This is a genomic window from Mycobacterium sp. HM-7 (genome assembly GCF_053852335.1).
This window is the reverse complement of sequence record NZ_CM132657.1, coordinates 2,495,217-2,511,620: the sequence shown is the minus strand read 5'-3', so window position 1 is coordinate 2,511,620 and position 16,404 is coordinate 2,495,217. Positions and strand designations below refer to the sequence as shown.

The following is a 16,404-nucleotide window of genomic DNA, read 5'->3' as shown; positions in this document are numbered from 1 at the left end:
GTCCAAATCGGTTATCCGCGCAGGTCACGCCAACCTCAGCGGATCGACTGCGGCTCCGCACCCGCTGTCGCCGACGGATGCTTCCCGTCGGCCAATTCGCCTGCGAGCGAAAGGTATTCGCCGAGCTGCAATGGGTAGACAGTCTCACCATCTGCGGCCAGCCGGGCGATGACCGTCGCGTCGCACCAGCGGTGGGCGTGGATCGACTGCCGTTCCACCGTCGTGTGGCCACTGGTCACCGGCTCGAAGCGTGAGGTGCGGTACACGAAGAAGAACTCCTCGCTGCGGATCACAGATCCGTTGAACTCGAAGACCGCCTCCCGGCGCCACACCGGTCCGGTCAGGTCGGCCGGGTCGACCTTCAGTCCCGTCTCCTCGGCGATCTCACGGGCGGCGGCGTCGGGCAGCGACTCCTCCGGTTCAACTGCTCCCCCGACGGTGAACCACCACCGCGGCGCCAGCAGCGGGTCGGCGGCCGGATCGCTGCCGCAGAACAGCAGCACCTGCCCATCCTCGTCGAGCAGCACCACACGGGCCGACGTGCGTCGTCCGGCAGGGGCGGAGTCGTGCCACCGGCCCGATCCGGCTGCCCGCTCAACGATCTCGAAATAGGTTGGCATGGCCGCGGTTCCACCCAGATGCAGCCAACGCACCAGCGTGCGCTCGCGCAGGGCCAGGGTGTCACGAACGGCATCGTTGTGGAAGCGGCGGGCCAGCAGTACGCGGGCCTCGGCATCGGCAAGCTCAGCGACCAGCGTCACCGGGACGGACGCCGGATCGACCTGCGCCAGGGCCGCGGACAGTTCGTTCTCGGCAACCTCGCGGGCCGCGCGCGGCGCCCGTTCGGCGTCGTCCGCCAGGGCCGCCAGGCGCCGGCCCGCCGGCCGGGACCCGTACGCGTCAGCCGCGACAGCCCGGGCCACCACGGCGCGCCGGGCCAGCGCGCCATCCAGGGCCTGCCACGACAGGTCATAGCGCACGTGCAGCCGGTCCAGCCGGTGCGCGGTCTGATACGCCCACACCACCGTGATCACGACTACCAGCGCCAGGCAGACGAGCGCGACGATCAGCAGCCAGTGCATCTAGGCCTCCACCCGGACCTTCATCCCAGCCCCCGCCACCGTCTCGTAGACCAGCATGATCTGCTGCGCGACCACCGACCAGTCGTAGCGGCGCACCGCCTGGGTCGCCGCCTCGGCGTACCGGCGGCGTGCTACTTCGTCCGACAACATCTCGACCAGCGCATCGCCGAGGGCCTCGGCGTCGTCGACCGGCACCAGGCGTCCCGCCGCACCCTGGTCGAGCACACGCCGGAACGCATCCAGATCACTCGCCACCACGGGGGTGCCTGCCGCCATGGCCTCGACCAACACGATGCCGAAGCTCTCGCCGCCGGTGTTCGGCGCGCAGTACACATCGGCGCTGCGCATGGCCGACGCCTTCTCGGCGTCGTCGACCAGGCCGAGGAACCGCAGGTGACCCGCATGCTCGCCGACGGTCTCCTTGAGCGCTTCCTCGTCACCGCGGCCGACGATCAACACCTCGACGTCCGGGCAGGCCGCCACCAGCTTGGGCAGTGCGCCGACGAGCACCTGCATGCCCTTGCGCGGTTCGTCGAACCGGCCGAGAAACAGCACGGTGCGGCCGGGTCGCGGATAGCCCGGCAACAGCGGCGCGTCGTCGAACGCCGACACGTCGACACCATTGGGAATCTCGACGGCGTCCGAGCCGAGGGCCTCCATCTGCCAGCGCCGCGCCAGATCCGACACCGCGATGCGGCCCATGATCTTCTCGTTCCAGGGTCGCAGAATTCCCTGAAAGACGTTGAGCGTGAACGATTTCGTGGTCGAAGTGTGGAACGTCGCGACAATGGGTCCGCTGGCCACCATCAAGGCCAGCAGCGACAGGCTCGGCGCGTTCGGCTCGTGCAGGTGCAGTACGTCGAAGTCGCCCTCGACGATCCAGCGTTTGACCATGCGGCGGGTGGCCGGGCCGAACCGCAGCCGGGCGACGGACCCGTTGTACGGGATGGGCACGGCCTTGCCGCCGGAGACCACGAAGTCCGGTAGGTCGGCGTGCGTCTCCGCCGACGACGGTGCCAGCACGCTGACCTCGTGGCCGTAGCCGCGCATCACCTGCGCCAGTTGCAGCACGTGTGCCTGGACGCCACCCGGTACGTCGAATGAGTACGGGCACACCATGCCGATGCGCATCAGTCGTTCCCGGCCAACCGGGCCCTACGTTCCTCGGACAGGTCGGCCAGCCACTGCGGCTGCAGCATGTGCCAGTCGGTGGGATGCGCGGCGATGCTCGCCTCGAATCGCGTGGCGAGATCCTGAGTGATGGTCGCAACATCGCCGCTGGACGTGTCGAGCGGGCCGGAGACGTCGAACTGCCAGTCGTTGGGTTTGTTCCAGCAGTGCACGGTCAGCAGCGTCGCACCGGTGGTGACGGCGAGCTTTGCCGCGCCGGCCGGCATGCGGGTCGGCTCGCCGAAGAGGTTGACCTGCACACCATTTCGCGACAGGTCCCGGTCCGCCATGAGGCAGACGATGCGGCCTTCCTGCAGCCGCTCGTTCAGCACGTCGAACGGCGGGCGCACTCCCCCGGTCAGCGGCAGAATCTCGAATCCCAGCGACTCGCGGTACTCGACGAAACGGTTGTAGAGAGACTCGGGCTTGAGCCGTTCGGCGACGGTGGTGAACTTTCCGTACTGGTGCACCACCGCGACGCCGGCCATGTCCCAATTGCCGCTGTGCGGCACCGCCAGGATGACGCCCTTGCCGCGCTGCAGTCCCGCCGCGATGTTCTCGGTCCCGACCAGACAGTGCCGGAGCCTCTCACCCAGGGTGCGCTGGTTCATCGACGGCAGCCGGAAGGCCTCCCGCCAGTACCGGCCGTACGACGCGAGCGAGGCTCGGATGACGCGGCCCGGCACCTTGGCCGGCCGGACGCCGAGCACCCGGGACAGGTTCTTGCGCAACTGCTCGGGGCCGCCGCCGCGGGCCGCATACAGCGCACCCGCGTCAAACACGTTGCGGGCGGCGAACTCCGGCATGGTCCGGATCAGACCCCACCCCGCGGCGTAACCGAGGTCCTTGAGCTGCTCGCCCATCGGGACGTCGAAGCCCCCGAAGGACGGCACCCCGCCGGTAGGGACGCTCATTGCGGCTCCTTCGTGGGCGAACTCGACGGCAGCGGTGCATCTGCGCCCGGCGACCGGCGCACCGAGGCGAGCCGCTGGCCCAGCGTGATGATGCTCGCGACGGCCAGCAGCCACATCGCGATGGGCAGCGCCAACGGCAGCGGGTGGACGGGCAGGTCCGAGAACCCGGCGCCCACCAGCACGATGATCAGCCGTTCCGGGCGTTCGATGATGCCGCCGTCGGCGTTCAGTCCACTGGCCTCGGCGCGGGCCTTGACGTACGAGATGACCTGCGAGGTGACCAGGCAGATCAACGTGGCGATGGCCAGCGGCTTGTCGTGCATCTCAAAGGCGATCCACCACAGCAGGCCGCAGAACACCGCACCGTCACCGATGCGGTCGCACGTCGCGTCGAGTACCGCGCCGAGGCGGGTGCCGTAGCCGCGTTCGCGGGCCATGGCGCCGTCGAGCATGTCGGCCAACACGAAGAACCAGACGACCAGAGCGCCGTACCAGAGGTGCCCCGTCGGGAAGAGAGTTAGCGCACCGACGACCGACGCGGTGGTTCCGATGACAGTGACGCTGTCCGGCGTCAGCCCGATGCGCAGTGCACCCCGGGCCAGCGGGCGGCTCACCTTGGTGTAGGCCGCGCGGGTCAGCAGGTAGAAGTCACTCACGGGTTCGTTTTCCCGTCCTGCGCCGCCCACTCGTCGGCGAGCAGCTTGCGGGTGTCACGCAGCAACTGCGGGATCACCTTGGTGCCACCGATGACCGTGATGAAGTTGGCGTCGCCGCCCCAGCGCGGCACGACGTGCATGTGCAGATGGTCGGCCAGCGAGCCGCCGGCGGACGTGCCCAGGTTGAGCCCGACGTTGAAGGCGTGCGGGTTCGAGATGGACTTCATCACCCGAATCGCCTTCTGGGTGAACGACATCAGCTCGCTGCTCTCGGCCTCGGTGAGGTCCTCGAGTTCGGAGACCTTCCGGTACGGCACCACCATGAGGTGGCCCGGGTTGTACGGGTAGAGATTGAGCACCGCGTAGACCTGCTCGCCGCGCGCGACGATCAGGCCCTCCTCGTCGGACATCGTGGGGATGTCGATGAAGGGCTGCTTCGAGCCCGCGGACGTGCCCTCGCCACCCTTCATCGGAGCGTCGACGATGTAGCTCATCCGGTGCGGCGTCCAGAGCCGCTGCAGATAGTCGACGTCGCCGACGCCTCGGTCCACTATGCTCCGATCCTCGGTCACGCCTGCGCGCCCCGCGCCTCGTTCACCAGTTCTGCTGTCGGGACGGCGTTCTCGCGGCGGGCGATCCACCCCGTGATCAGGTCGATGGCCTCGGCCAGCGGGACCCCGTTGATCTGGGTGCGGTCACCGAACCGGAAACTCACCGCGCCGGATTCGATGTCCTTGTCGCCTGCGAGCAACATGAACGGCACCTTCTGGTTGGTGTGATTGACGATCTTCTTCGCCATCCGGTCGTCGCTACCATCGACCTCGACCCGCACGCCGCGCGACTTCAGTTGGGCTGCAACGTCATACAGGTAGTCGAGGTGGGGGTCGGCGACAGGGATGCCGACGACCTGCACCGGGGCCAGCCACGCCGGGAACGCGCCGGCGTAGTGCTCGGTGAGCACGCCGAAGAACCGCTCGATGGAGCCGAACAAGGCCCGGTGGATGAGCACCGGGCGCTGCCGGCTGCCGTCGGCCGCGGTGTACTCCAGCTCGAACCGGTCGGGCATGTTGAAGTCCAGCTGGATGGTCGACATCTGCCAGCTTCGCCCCAGCGCATCCTTGACCTGGACGGAAATCTTGGGGCCGTAGAACGCGGCGCCGCCCGGGTCCGGCACCAGGGCCAGGCCGGAGGCCTCGGCGACCTCACGCAAGGTCTCGGTGGCCTCTTCCCACATTTCGTCATCGCCGACGTACTTGTCCGGGTCCTTGGTCGACAGCTCCAGGTAGTAGTCGTCCAGACCGTAGTCACTCAGCAGGTCGAGCACGAACTGCAGCAGCGTGGTGAGCTCGTCGCGCATCTGCTCACGCGTGACGTAGATGTGCGCGTCGTCCTGCGTCATGCCGCGCACGCGGGTCAGGCCGTGGACGACACCGGACTTCTCATAGCGGTAGACGCTGCCGAACTCGAAGAGCCGCAGCGGCAGCTCACGGTACGACCGCCCCCGCGACCGGAAGATCAGGTGGTGCATGGGGCAGTTCATGGGCTTGAGGTAGTAGTTCTGCCCCGGCTTGCGCAGCGTGCCGTCCTCGTTGAACTCCGCGTCGATGTGCATCGGCGGGTACATGCCGTCGGCGTACCACTCCAGGTGGCCCGAGGTGATGTACAGCTGCTCCTTGGTGATGTGCGGGGTGTTGACGAACTCGTAGCCCGCCTCTTGGTGCTTGCGGCGCGAGTAGTCCTCCAGCTCGCGCCGGATGATCCCGCCCTTGGGGTGGAACACCGGCAGGCCCGAACCGAGCTCGTCGGGGAAGCTGAACAGGTCCAGCTCCACGCCCAACTTGCGGTGGTCGCGGCGCAGCGCCTCCTCGATCAGTTCGAGGTGCTTGTCGAGCGCCTCCTGCGACTCCCACGCAGTGCCGTAGACGCGCTGCAGGCTGGCGTTCTTCTGGTCACCACGCCAGTACGCGGCGCTGCTGCGAGTGAGTTTGAACGCCGGGATGTGCTTGGTGGTCGGGATGTGCGGGCCACGGCACAGGTCACCCCAAACCCGTTCGCGGGTACGGGGATTGAGGTTGTCGTAAGCCGTCAGCTCGTCGCCGCCGACTTCCATGATGTCGGCGTCACCGGACTTGTCGTCGACCAGCTCGAGCTTGTACGGCTCCTTGGCCAGCTCTTCGCGGGCCTGATCCTTCGACTCGTACACGCGGCGGTCGAACAGCTGACCGTCCTTGATGATCTTCTGCATGCGCTTCTCGAGCTTCGCCAGATCCTCGGGCGTGAACGGCTCGGCGACATCGAAGTCGTAGTAGAAGCCGTCGGTGATCGGCGGCCCGATGCCGAGCTTGGCGTCCGGGAACAGGTCCTGCACGGCCTGGGCCAGCACGTGGGCGCACGAATGGCGGATGACGCTGCGGCCGTCCTCGGTATTCGCGGCCACCGGGACGACCTCGACGTCGACCTCCGGAGTCCAGGACAGGTCGCGCAGGCGGCCGTCGGCATCCTTGACCACGACGACGGCGTCGACCTCGCCGCGCTGCGGCAGTCCGGCCTCGCGGACCGCGGCGCCGGCGGTAGTCCCGGCAGCGACCCGGATCGGGGCTGCTGGTGCGGGGCTTGCGACGGCGGTCATCGAGACACTCCTACTGGTTAGGTGACGATCGCGACCATGCTATCGGCACCGGTCATCGCTTCGCGGCCCAGCGCCGCCTCAAGGCTGACCCGGCTTGAGCCTGACGAAGAGGGCCTCGGCGTCGGCGAGCACCGTGTCGCCGTCCAGCAGCGCGCCCGTGATGAAGATCTTGCGGCCCTCGACGCGCTCCAGGGTCGCCGTGGCGTGCAGGTCCCGCTCGACGGGAACGATCTTCCGGTAGTTGATGTGCAGGTAGGCGGTGCGTTGGAACGGGCTGTCGGTGAGCCGGTAGGCGGCATGCCCCAGCACCGAGTCGAACAGCAGCCCGATGGACCCGCCGTGCGCAGCCCCGTTGCGGCCCAGATGGAAGCGGCGGAACCGGACCGGACCGGCGATCCGGCCGTCGACGACCTTCAGATCGGACGGGACGTTCAGGACGTTGCCGCGGTTCGGCAGGTCGAGGCGACGGCCCGACGGTGAGTGCCACTCGTCTGCGCGGTACGGCGCCAGCAGGGCGTTGGCCTGCTCGATGAGATTCGCGGCCTGGGTGATCACGTCATCGGGCGCGTCGGCGCCGCGGGCGTGGTCACCGGCGGCGCGGACGGATTCGACGAACCGGCCGTAATCCGGCCCGCCCTGGGTGGTGGGTCGGGGCGGATTGAATCCCCCGCCTGCATGCACGGCCTCGGTGTTGTCCACCTGTTTCTCTTATCACGGTGGCAAGGTGGCCTCATGCGACTGAGCGACCTGACCGGGCTGGCATTCACCTATCCCGATGTCGGGGCGACCGCCGGGAACCTGCCGAGCGGCTACCACCATGTCCATGCGGCGCGCCAAATCGGCTCCGGCCGAGCCCGATTCGACGCGGGCGCTGACGCCGTCATGCGCTGGGGCATGCAGCGCGGCGTCGGGATGAAGGTGGAGGCGACCACCGTGACCGCGGCGTCCGGCACCGACATGCTCGGCAGACTCGGACCGATGCGGGTGCCCTGCCGCGTGGTTTATGTCGTCGACGAACCCGACCGGCGCGGTTTCGCGTACGGGACGCTTCCGGGCCACCCGGAGTCCGGCGAAGAGTTGTTCTGCGTGCGCTATGACCCCGACACCGATGACGTGTATGCCGCAATCACCGCGTTCTCGCGCCCGGCGCTGTGGTGGAGCCGGCTTGGTGCGCCGGTCGCCCGGGTGGCGCAGCGCTTCATCGGCGAGCGCTATCTGCGCGCGGTGTGAGCGATCCGGCGGTCACCGCAACACTGTTCAGTTATCAAGGTGCACAACGCTTTATGTGCTATGCAGCTACGTCGAGTCGCATGGTGCGGCGGTTGTAGGCGGGGATCGGTGTGCGCTGTGAGTCGACGCTGGCGGGTGGGATGAGCCAGGGGTGTTTGTCCAGGCCCATGACGACGTCCCAGCCGTCGTGGTGGACGTTGGCGTGGCAGGCCGGGCACAGTAGGCACCCGTTGCCCAGTGATGTTTCGCCGTGGTGGGTCCAGTGCACGATGTGGTGGGCGTGGGTGCGCCCGGGTGGGGCGCCGCATTTGATGCAGCACTGATCCCTCAGATACAACGCTTTGCGCAGAGGCGCCGGGAACAGACGTTTCTCGCGGCCCATGTCCAGGGGTACCTGTTCGCCGTCCACGATCACCGTCGTCACCGCGGTGTCGCAGGTCAACCGCTCCAGGGTCATGGTGCTGATCGACCCCATGAACTCCAACCGAGCGAGGTCGGGGGTGTCGGCGGGCACCGTCACCAACAACTGTGTGCGCGGCGCCGACGCGACATCTCCGCCGCGGGCCGCGATGTCCAACACGGTTTCGAGGGCGTCGGCCCGGCGCCGTCCTGCTGATCGGGTGTCGGTGCTGCCGTCGGGTTCGGGGCGCGGCGCCGACAGCTCTTCGACCGCGGCCACCAACTTGGCGCCGACTTCGGCATCCAGGTCGGCCCGCACCTGCAGGCGTCCATCGCTGGTGACGCGGTGATCGAGGGTGTTGATCGAGCGGTCCTCCGCCGCGGGCAACCCGCCTTCGGCCGCGGCGACCCGGTTCCCCAGCCGGCGGGCCCGGTCGCCGATCGCGGCCGGAGTAGCACCGGAGAAGAACTGCCCCAACAAATCCGTCACCTGCGCGAACCGGGCCGCCTCGCTGACCGGACCGGGTGCACGCGCCTGAATGTGGTTGATGCCCTTCACGATCGCATCGACATGCTCACCGGAGACCACCCCATCGCCGGCATGCGCCGCCAGCGTCGGCAACAACGGCAGCGCGCCACCGACCCGCACCAGCCGCTCAGCCACCGCGGGCGCACACCCCAGCGACGTCAACAGCTCCCGCACCGTGCGGCCCTGCGCCGCCGCCACACCACTGCGGTCCAGCACCCCAGCCACCGTCGCCGCCAGATGATCGATCACGCCGCGGATCAGCTGCAGCACCCGCATGACGTTGACAGCGTCCTCGCCCGCAATGTCCTCAGGGACGACCACGTCACGCAGCCGATCAAGGAGTGGGGTGAGATCCGGCGCGATTTCCGTGTCATGTCGCAGGACATAGGTGACAGTTCTGCATCAGGACATCGGTGACAGTTTGGGTGGTCTTGGTGGTGACACTTGGGTCCGCAGGCTCAGGTGGTGGCTGTTCATGAACCGATCGATCCTCGTGTCCGTCTGGCGATCGCACAGTGGCCCGATGACGCGCCTCGTGGGGCGGTCTCGACGTTCTGTGCCGAGCATGGAATCTCGCGGAAGTCGTTCTACGCGTTGCGTAACCGCGCCAAGACTGACGGCTCGGCCGCGGTGCTCGAACCGCGGACCCGACGGCCGAAGTCGAGCCCGTCGACGTTGCGCGATGAGGTCAAGGAACAGGCCGTCGGAGTGCGTGCTGCCCTGGAGTCCTGCGGGTTGGACCATGGGCCGGTCAGCGTGCACGAGAAGATGCACGCGATGGGCCTGGCGCAGGTCCCGTCCACGGCGTCATTGGCCCGCATCTTCCGCGAAGCGGGCGTGGCGCGTCGGGAGCCGAAGAAAAAGCCCCGCTCGGCGTGGCGACGGTTCGTCTACCCGGCCCCGAACGCCTGCTGGCAACTCGATGGCACCGAGTACGTCCTGGCCCGCGGACGCAAATGTGTGATCTTCCAGCTCATCGATGATCACTCCCGCTACGCGGTCGCCTCGCACGTGGCGTGGGGCGAGACCACTGAGGCAGCGATCGCCGTCTTTGACAAGGCCGTCGCCGCTCACGGGGTGCCCCAACGACTGCTGTCGGACAACGGACTCGCGCTCAATCCTTCGCGCCGCGGATTGACCGGAAGATTCGTTAATCATGTTGGGACCCTGGGAGTCCAGGCCATCACCGGCAAGCCCTACAAACCGACCACCCAAGGCAAAAACGAACGCTTCCATCAGACCTTGTTCCGCTACCTGGATAAACAGCCTCTCGCCGAGACCCTTGCCGAACTACAGGCCCAGGTCGACGAGTTCGACCGCATCTACAACACCGAGCGCCCACATCAGGGGCTTCCCGGGCGCATCACCCCGCTGACCGCGTGGGAAGCGACCGCCAAAGCCGACCCGCCCCGACCCCAGCCCGACCCGCCTCTGCTGATCCAGGCCGCCGTCAAACAGCTCCAGCCCCCACCAGAGCTACCCGCGACCACCAGCATCCGGACGCTGACCACCGCCGGCACATTCATGCTCGGCGGGGTCATCTACAAAGTCGGCGGCCGACACGGCCTGCACGAGGTCTTGGTCGCCACCGACGGCGACAAGATCATCGTGGCTGACCTCGACGGCGAAATCCTCATCGAGCACACCCGGCCCGCACCCGGAGTGACCTACGTCGGCAACGGAAAACCCCGCGGCTCACACCCCAAACCAGACGAAACGTCACCGATGTCCTGATACATCAACTGTCACCGATGTCCTGATACAGAACTGTCACCGAAGTCCTGATACATCACACCGGCGCGATTTCCATGCCCTATTCTATCGAACAAATGTTCGAACGGCAAGGGTCAATTTCGCACGCGATCCGATGCCCGCCGACCGCGCCAGACCACGCGACTGTGATTCACCCGGCCACCGCCGACCACGTGTTGTAGCTTTCACGAGACACTGACACTGCCAAGGAGTGCTGGTTGGAGCCGACACGATTCGGGCACTACGAGCTGCGCGAACTCATAGGCCGCGGCGGTATGGGCGAGGTGTACGTCGCCTACGACACGCACACGCAGCGCACCGTCGCGCTCAAGGTGCTGCCACCGCACCTCGCCAAGGACCCGGTGTTCCAGGAGCGGTTCAAGCGCGAGTCCCAGGCCGCCGCCGGCCTGAACGAGCCGCACGTCGTCCCCATTCACGGCTTCGGCGAGATCGACAACCAGCTGTACCTGGACATGCGCCTCATCGAGGGCCGCACCCTCGCCGAAATCCTGGCGGACATCGAGCACCGCCCGACTCCCGCATTCTCTGTCGGCGTCGTCGAGCAGATCGCCGCGGCGCTGGACGCGGCACATCAAACCGGACTCATCCACCGGGACATCAAGCCGTCCAACATCCTGGTGACCGACCACGACTTCGCGTACCTCATCGACTTCGGCCTCGCCCGCACCGCCGGTGAGCACGGATTGACCACGGCCGGAAGCACTCTGGGCACGCTGGCCTACATGGCGCCCGAGCGGTTCGAGGGCGGCCAGGCCGATCCGCGGTCGGACATCTACGCGCTGACCTGCGTGCTGTACGAATGCCTCACCGGCCGGCGGCCGTATCCGGCCGACAGTCTCGAGCACCAGATCGCCGGGCACGTCAGCGCTCCCGCGCCGAAGCCGTCCGACGTCGACCGGCGCCTCGCCGCGTTCGACGAGGTGATCGCCAAAGGCATGGCCAAGAAGCCCGCCAAGCGCTACCAGCACGCCGGCGAACTCGCCGCGGACGCCCGCGCCGCACTGAGTGCGCAGGTCAGGGCCTCGAAGCCGTCGGGATCGCGGCCATCGGGATCGGGCCGTCATTCGGTCCAGACCGCCGAACCGAAGGGCCGCACCCGGCGCATCGTCATCGCCGTCGGCGCCGTGGTCGTGCTGGCCGCCGGTGCCGGCACCGCCTGGCTCTACTGGTCGCGGCAGTACGAAGTCGGACCGTCGGGGTCGGTCCCGTCGATCGCCGCCAAGCTGCCTGCCGACCTCAAGGACTCGGGCCGGCTGACGGTCGGGGTCAACATCCCTTATGCGCCAAATGAATTCAAGGGTCCCGACGGAAAGTTCACGGGTTTCGACGTCGACCTGATGACCGCGGTGAGCCGGGTGCTCGGGCTGGAACCGGAGTTTCGCGAGATCGGAATCTCCAAGATCGTCGCCTCGGTGCACGACGGCATCATCTCGGTCGGTGCGTCCTCGACCACCGACACCAAACAGCGCGAGAAGTCGGCCGACTTCGTGACGTACTTCAAAGCCGGTGTCCTGTGGGCGCGGCGGGTCGGATCGAGTGTGGATCCCAACGCGGCGTGCGGACTCCGGGTGGGCGTGCACTTGGGCTCGGTCGAGGAGACCGACCACTTGCCGGCCCGCAGTGCCGCGTGTGTGGCAGCGGGCGTCGCGCCGATCGAGATCGTCCCCATCGCCGGTCAGGACGGCGTCACCGCGGCGCTGCTGGCCGGCACCGTCGACGCCATGGCAGCCGACTCGCCCGTTACCGGCTACGCGATCAAACTCAGCGGCGGCAAGCTGGAAGCCGCCGGCGGAATCGTCGACGCGCAGCCGTACGGGTGGCCCGTGGCCAAGGGCTCGTCGCTCGCCGCCGCGCTGCAGGCGGCGCTGAAACACCTGATGCAGACCGGCGAATACCGCGAGATCGCCACCAAATGGGGCGTGGAGATGGGTGTCATCGACAAGCCGGTGATCAACGGCGCGCTGCGCTGACAGACCGTCACTTCGGACCGATATCCGCACCCAGCCACTTCCGGCTGACGGTCGCATAGCTCCCGTTGCGTTGAATGGCACTGAGCCACTTGTTGATTCGTTGTTGCAGTGCCGTGGCGCCCGCCGGCATCAGGTAGGCCTTCTGTGCTGCGGTGAACGGCTGGTCGGTCGACACCCCGCACAATTGTGGATGTTGCGTAACCTGCCAACGGATTTCGCTGCCGTCGGTGATCATGACATCGGCCTTGCCGTCGATGACCTGATCGAAAATGCGGTTGTTGTCGGCGTATTCGACGATGGTCGCGTGGCGCAGATGGGCGCGGTCGAATTGTTCGTTGGTGCCGCCGGGATTGACGACCACCCGCACTCCCCCGCGGTCGATGTCCGGCAGGGACCGGTATTTCGCGGCGTCGGCGCACCGCACGACGGCAGCCTTGCCGTCGCGCAGATACGGCGCGGAGAACAGCGCCTTGGCGGCCCGGTCGGCAGTGATACTGATACCCCCGACGGCCAGCTCGCACTTCTGGCCCAGATCGGCCATGAGCGTCGGCCAACTGGTCGGCACGAGCTGCAGTTCCACGTCGGACGCCCGGGCGAAATCCCGGACCAGATCGATGTCCATGCCGCTCCACTGGCCGTCGGGGTCGCGGTAGGTGAACGGACGGTAGTCGCCGGTACTGCACACCTTCAGCGCCGATGGCGGAGATTCGGCCGGCGCGCCGCACCCCGCGGCCACCGTGACGACCAACGCGACGACCAGCGCCGACGCGCCTCGGATCACAGTGCGCCTCATACCGCCAGGCTCTCACGAGGCCACCGACTCGCCTACGCTGGATGTATGCGTCGAATCGCGGCACTGGCAGTGGCAGGTGCGCTGCTCAGCGCCTGCACGCAGACCGTGCCCGGGCAGGCCGGCGCGCCGGACGATCTCAAGTGGCAACGCCCCATCACCGATTCGGTGTCCAGCCTGGGTGGCACCCTCGGCACCGTCGGGGAAGCGATGACCGCACACGACTTCGTCACCATGTCGCGGGACTGCACCAAGCTACAAGGGACTTTGGACGATCTCGGCAAGAACCTGCCGACCCCCGACGAAGAAGTCAACTCGTCGTTGCAGGACAGCATCGACAACTTTCGCTCGTTCGCGCACGTCTGCACGATGATGACGCCAGGCACCGCAGACGCCGCACTCGACCAGCTGAGCGGCTACCTGGACCGTGGAGACAGCTCCATGCGAAAGGCCTTGCGGCAGATGGGGATCGAAATGCCGGCAGATCGCTAGGCGGCGCGACGACGAATCCCCCTCGGCCCGCGCGTCAACGTGCCCCGGCCGGCGGCGTTCCACCGCGGGTCAACCCGTTGCCGCCCATAGTTCGTCAACTCCCAGTATGTTTGCCCTGTCGTTCGGTCCTCACGGTTGTACCCGAAGGAGCAACATGACCATCGCTTCGCCGCGTCACCGCGTCGTCGTCGTCGGATCGGGATTCGGTGGCCTGCAAGCCGCCAAGGCCCTCAAACGCGCCGACGTCGACATCACCTTGATCTCGCGCACGACAACCCACCTGTTCCAGCCGCTGCTCTACCAGGTCGCCACCGGCATCCTGTCGGAAGGCGAGATCGCCCCGACGACGCGACTGGTCCTGCGCAAGCAGAAGAACGTCACGGTCCGACTCGGCGAGGTCGAACACATCGACTTGAACGCCCAGACCGTCACCTCCAAGCTCATGTCGCAGGAGACCGTCACACCGTTCGACAGCCTGATCGTCGCGGCCGGCGCCCAGCAGTCCTACTTCGGCAACGATCACTTCGCGACGTTCGCCCCGGGGATGAAGACCATCGACGACGCCCTCGAGTTGCGTGGCCGCATTCTGGGTGCGTTCGAGGCCGCCGAGGTGGTCACCGACCCCGCGGAGCGTGAACGCCGGCTGACGTTCGTCGTCGTCGGCGCCGGACCCACCGGCGTCGAACTGGCCGGGCAGATCGCCGAACTCGCCGAACGCACCCTGGCGGGGGCGTTCCGCAGCATCGAGCCGCAGGACTGCCGCGTGATCCTGCTGGACGCCGCCCCCGCGGTGCTACCGCCCATGGGCCCCAAGCTCGGCGCCAAGGCACAGAAACGCCTGGAGAAGCTCGGTGTCGAAATCCAGCTGAACGCCATGGTCAGCGACGTCGATTACCGGGGCATCACCGTCAAGGACAAGGACGGCACCGAGCGCCGCATCGACTGCGCGTGCAAGGTCTGGTCGGCCGGTGTGCAGGCGAGTCCGCTCGGCAAGCTCATCGCCGAACAGTCCGACGGCACCGAGACGGACCGCGCCGGCCGCGTCCTCGTCGAACCCGACCTCACCGTCAAGGGACACCCCAACGTGTTCGTCGTCGGCGATCTGATGGCCGTGCCGGGCGTGCCCGGCATGGCGCAGGGCGCGATCCAGGGCGCCACCTACGCCACCGACATCATCAAGCAGTCGCTGGCCGGCCACGACGACCCCGCCAACCGCGAGCCCTTCAAATACTGGGACAAGGGCAGCATGGCCACCGTGTCGCGCTTCGATGCGGTCGCGCAGGTCCCGGTGCCACTGACGAAGAAGAAGCTGGAATTCGCCGGGCCGCTCGCGTGGCTCTCGTGGCTGGTGCTGCACCTGGTCTATCTCGTCGGGTACAAGAACCGGGTGACGACGCTGTTCACCTGGTTCGTCACCTTCCTCGGCCGCGGGCGCGCCCAGATGGCGATCACGAGCCAGATGATCTACGCGCGCACCTCGATGCAGCTGCTGCAGAACCAGCTCAACGCGTTGGCCGCGGCCGACAAGGTCGAGAAGAACGAGTCCGCCTAGACTCGCACGGAAGTCCTTGGCACACAGGCCTTTACAGAACGCACGTGTGACGTGCGAAGAGGATCGGCCCCCTCAATCTGCGCCACGCCCGGGTTTCTCGGGTCGTGTCATTTTTGCGTGAGTCGCCAAGTCAGCGGTTCGATCTCCGAGATGGCAGCCCGCCGGCCGCGCCAATAGTGCGGATGGTTTGCTGTGTCATCCGATCGGACGGATCTTCTCCTGTTTGCCACATTTGCGCCGGCATTCCATTGCCGCAGGCAAACGCAATCTGATATCTATTGGACCGCTGCCACATTGGTAGCTCCCGCACATGAGGAGGTTCCGTGAACAGACGCACAGGAAAGTTTGCGCATACAAGTTCGACCTCCAATGCTCAAGACTTCACTACATCTGGCTATTTGCGGCACAAGAGCGCGGCTCTCGGGAAACGAAGCACGATCACGGCGATCTGCGCCGCGGGCGCGCTGCTGACCATGGCACTGGCCGCGCCGGCCCATGCGGATCCGACCGCCACCGTCAAAGTGAAAACCCAGCGCATGTCTGATGCCAACCTCGGCTCCCATCAAGACGGTTGGTACAACCCCGGCGACAGGGTGACGCTGGTGTGCTCCCGACGCGGCCAGCCCGTGAAGGGCTTCTTCAGCTTCAACATCCCGGGCGGCTGGGACAACCTCTGGTACCAAACCTCCGATGGGCACTTCGTCGCCGACGTCGACATCGAAACCGGGACCCTCAATGACGTGACCAGCGATTGTGGCTCCGGCGGCGGGGCCGCTCCGCCGCCACCAGCCCAGTCTTCGTCGAAAGCGGCCAACGCCGTCGCCTGGGCAAACGGCCAAATCGGCTCGGACGCCTACGACTTCGCCTGCGGCAAGTTCGTCGCCAACGCCTACGGCCAGCCCGCGCTCGGCGCCACATCAGCACTGGCGTTCCACGACCGACTGGCCAGCCAAGGAAAAATCCGCATGGACGGCACCCCGCCGCCCGGGGCGCTGGTTTTCTCGGTCAGCGACCTGGACGTGTGGAACGGCGTTCATCAAGGCCACGTTGACATCGCCCAGGCAGACGGCACCTTCGTTTCTGGTGGCGTAAGCCGCAGCTACCACGGCCTGGCCGGCGCCGGACACACCGTGCAGGTCCTCCCGAACTGGAACCCCACCCCCGGCGCGACCTACCTCGGCTGGGCTGAAGCCCCCTGGTAACGCCTCGCCACCCCCG

The 16,404-nt window shown here is 67.2% G+C and carries 15 protein-coding genes; 6 read left to right on the top strand and 9 right to left on the bottom strand.

Annotated elements, in window-relative coordinates:
- Nucleotides 1-35: 35 nt before the first annotated feature.
- From ACWW1C_RS12135 to ACWW1C_RS12105, 7 genes are all read right to left on the bottom strand, one after another.
- Nucleotides 36-1,082 (bottom strand): NUDIX domain-containing protein, encoded by a 1,047-nt coding sequence (locus ACWW1C_RS12135; RefSeq protein ID WP_455983654.1) that lies wholly within the window; start codon nt 1,080-1,082, stop codon nt 36-38.
- Nucleotides 1,083-2,213, bottom strand: coding sequence for a glycosyltransferase family 4 protein (locus ACWW1C_RS12130; RefSeq protein WP_455983653.1), 1,131 nt, complete (start codon nt 2,211-2,213; stop codon nt 1,083-1,085).
- Nucleotides 2,213-3,166 (bottom strand): phosphatidylinositol mannoside acyltransferase, encoded by a 954-nt coding sequence (locus ACWW1C_RS12125; RefSeq protein WP_455983652.1) that lies wholly within the window; start codon nt 3,164-3,166, stop codon nt 2,213-2,215. Before ACWW1C_RS12125 ends, ACWW1C_RS12130 begins: the two co-directional genes overlap by 1 nt.
- Complete coding sequence (pgsA, locus tag ACWW1C_RS12120) at nt 3,163-3,822, bottom strand: phosphatidylinositol phosphate synthase (protein WP_455983651.1); 660 nt, start codon at nt 3,820-3,822, stop codon at nt 3,163-3,165. The genes ACWW1C_RS12125 and pgsA overlap by 4 nt, the downstream gene beginning before the upstream one ends.
- A complete protein-coding gene (locus ACWW1C_RS12115; protein WP_455983650.1) occupies nt 3,819-4,394 on the bottom strand; it encodes an HIT family protein in 576 nt (191 codons plus the stop codon). Before ACWW1C_RS12115 ends, pgsA begins: the two co-directional genes overlap by 4 nt.
- Nucleotides 4,391-6,451: a threonine--tRNA ligase gene (thrS, locus tag ACWW1C_RS12110; protein WP_455983649.1), complete on the bottom strand. Its 2,061-nt coding sequence runs from the start codon at nt 6,449-6,451 to the stop codon at nt 4,391-4,393. Before thrS ends, ACWW1C_RS12115 begins: the two co-directional genes overlap by 4 nt.
- Before the next feature lie 78 nt (nt 6,452-6,529).
- Nucleotides 6,530-7,150, bottom strand: a complete 621-nt coding sequence (locus tag ACWW1C_RS12105) for a PaaI family thioesterase (protein ID WP_455983648.1) — start codon at nt 7,148-7,150, stop codon at nt 6,530-6,532.
- Nucleotides 7,151-7,183: 33 nt separating this feature from the next.
- Here ACWW1C_RS12105 and ACWW1C_RS12100 point away from each other — a divergent pair, with 33 nt between their 5' ends.
- Nucleotides 7,184-7,681 carry a DUF1990 family protein gene (locus tag ACWW1C_RS12100; RefSeq protein ID WP_455983647.1) on the top strand — a complete coding sequence of 166 codons (498 nt, stop codon included), beginning with the start codon at nt 7,184-7,186 and terminating at the stop codon, nt 7,679-7,681.
- A 58-nt stretch (nt 7,682-7,739) separates the two neighbouring features.
- Here the strand turns inward: ACWW1C_RS12100 and ACWW1C_RS12095 are convergent, their stop codons facing one another.
- Entirely contained in the window at nt 7,740-8,930 is a 1,191-nt protein-coding gene (locus ACWW1C_RS12095; RefSeq protein WP_455983646.1) for a DUF222 domain-containing protein, read from the bottom strand.
- Nucleotides 8,931-9,071: 141 nt separating this feature from the next.
- On the opposite strand from ACWW1C_RS12095, the gene ACWW1C_RS12090 reads away from it, so the two are divergent.
- Together ACWW1C_RS12090 and stpK7 are read left to right on the top strand one after the other, a co-directional pair.
- Complete coding sequence (locus ACWW1C_RS12090) at nt 9,072-10,343, top strand: integrase core domain-containing protein (protein WP_455981104.1); 1,272 nt, start codon at nt 9,072-9,074, stop codon at nt 10,341-10,343.
- A 236-nt stretch (nt 10,344-10,579) separates the two neighbouring features.
- Nucleotides 10,580-12,352 (top strand): serine/threonine protein kinase StpK7, encoded by a 1,773-nt coding sequence (gene stpK7 / locus ACWW1C_RS12085; protein WP_455983645.1) that lies wholly within the window; start codon nt 10,580-10,582, stop codon nt 12,350-12,352.
- 7 nt (nt 12,353-12,359) lie between these two features.
- On the opposite strand, the gene ACWW1C_RS12080 is transcribed toward stpK7, so the two are convergent.
- Entirely contained in the window at nt 12,360-13,145 is a 786-nt protein-coding gene (locus tag ACWW1C_RS12080; RefSeq protein ID WP_455983644.1) for a transporter substrate-binding domain-containing protein, read from the bottom strand.
- A gap of 45 nt (nt 13,146-13,190) precedes the next feature.
- Here ACWW1C_RS12080 and ACWW1C_RS12075 point away from each other — a divergent pair, with 45 nt between their 5' ends.
- From ACWW1C_RS12075 to ACWW1C_RS12065, 3 genes are all read left to right on the top strand, one after another.
- On the top strand, nt 13,191-13,634 hold the full coding sequence (locus ACWW1C_RS12075; RefSeq protein ID WP_455983643.1) for a hypothetical protein: 444 nt from the start codon (nt 13,191-13,193) through the stop codon (nt 13,632-13,634).
- 154 nt (nt 13,635-13,788) lie between these two features.
- Entirely contained in the window at nt 13,789-15,186 is a 1,398-nt protein-coding gene (locus tag ACWW1C_RS12070; RefSeq protein ID WP_455983642.1) for an NAD(P)/FAD-dependent oxidoreductase, read from the top strand.
- A 323-nt stretch (nt 15,187-15,509) separates the two neighbouring features.
- Entirely contained in the window at nt 15,510-16,388 is an 879-nt protein-coding gene (locus tag ACWW1C_RS12065) for a hypothetical protein (protein ID WP_455983641.1), read from the top strand.
- The last annotated feature ends 16 nt before the right edge of the window (nt 16,389-16,404 follow it).

What these genes read in the sequence shown, in the direction of transcription:
- ACWW1C_RS12080 (WP_455983644.1), bottom strand. Translation starts at nt 13,145, where the DNA reads ATGAGGCGCACTGTGATCCGAGGCGCGTCGGCGCTGGTCGTCGCGTTG.
- ACWW1C_RS12130 (WP_455983653.1), bottom strand. Translation starts at nt 2,213, where the DNA reads ATGCGCATCGGCATGGTGTGCCCGTACTCATTCGACGTACCGGGTGGC.
- thrS (WP_455983649.1), bottom strand. Translation starts at nt 6,451, where the DNA reads ATGACCGCCGTCGCAAGCCCCGCACCAGCAGCCCCGATCCGGGTCGCT.
- ACWW1C_RS12075 (WP_455983643.1), top strand. Translation starts at nt 13,191, where the DNA reads ATGCGTCGAATCGCGGCACTGGCAGTGGCAGGTGCGCTGCTCAGCGCC.
- ACWW1C_RS12070 (WP_455983642.1), top strand. Translation starts at nt 13,789, where the DNA reads ATGACCATCGCTTCGCCGCGTCACCGCGTCGTCGTCGTCGGATCGGGA.
- ACWW1C_RS12100 (WP_455983647.1), top strand. Translation starts at nt 7,184, where the DNA reads ATGCGACTGAGCGACCTGACCGGGCTGGCATTCACCTATCCCGATGTC.
- ACWW1C_RS12135 (WP_455983654.1), bottom strand. Translation starts at nt 1,082, where the DNA reads ATGCACTGGCTGCTGATCGTCGCGCTCGTCTGCCTGGCGCTGGTAGTC.
- ACWW1C_RS12125 (WP_455983652.1), bottom strand. Translation starts at nt 3,166, where the DNA reads ATGAGCGTCCCTACCGGCGGGGTGCCGTCCTTCGGGGGCTTCGACGTC.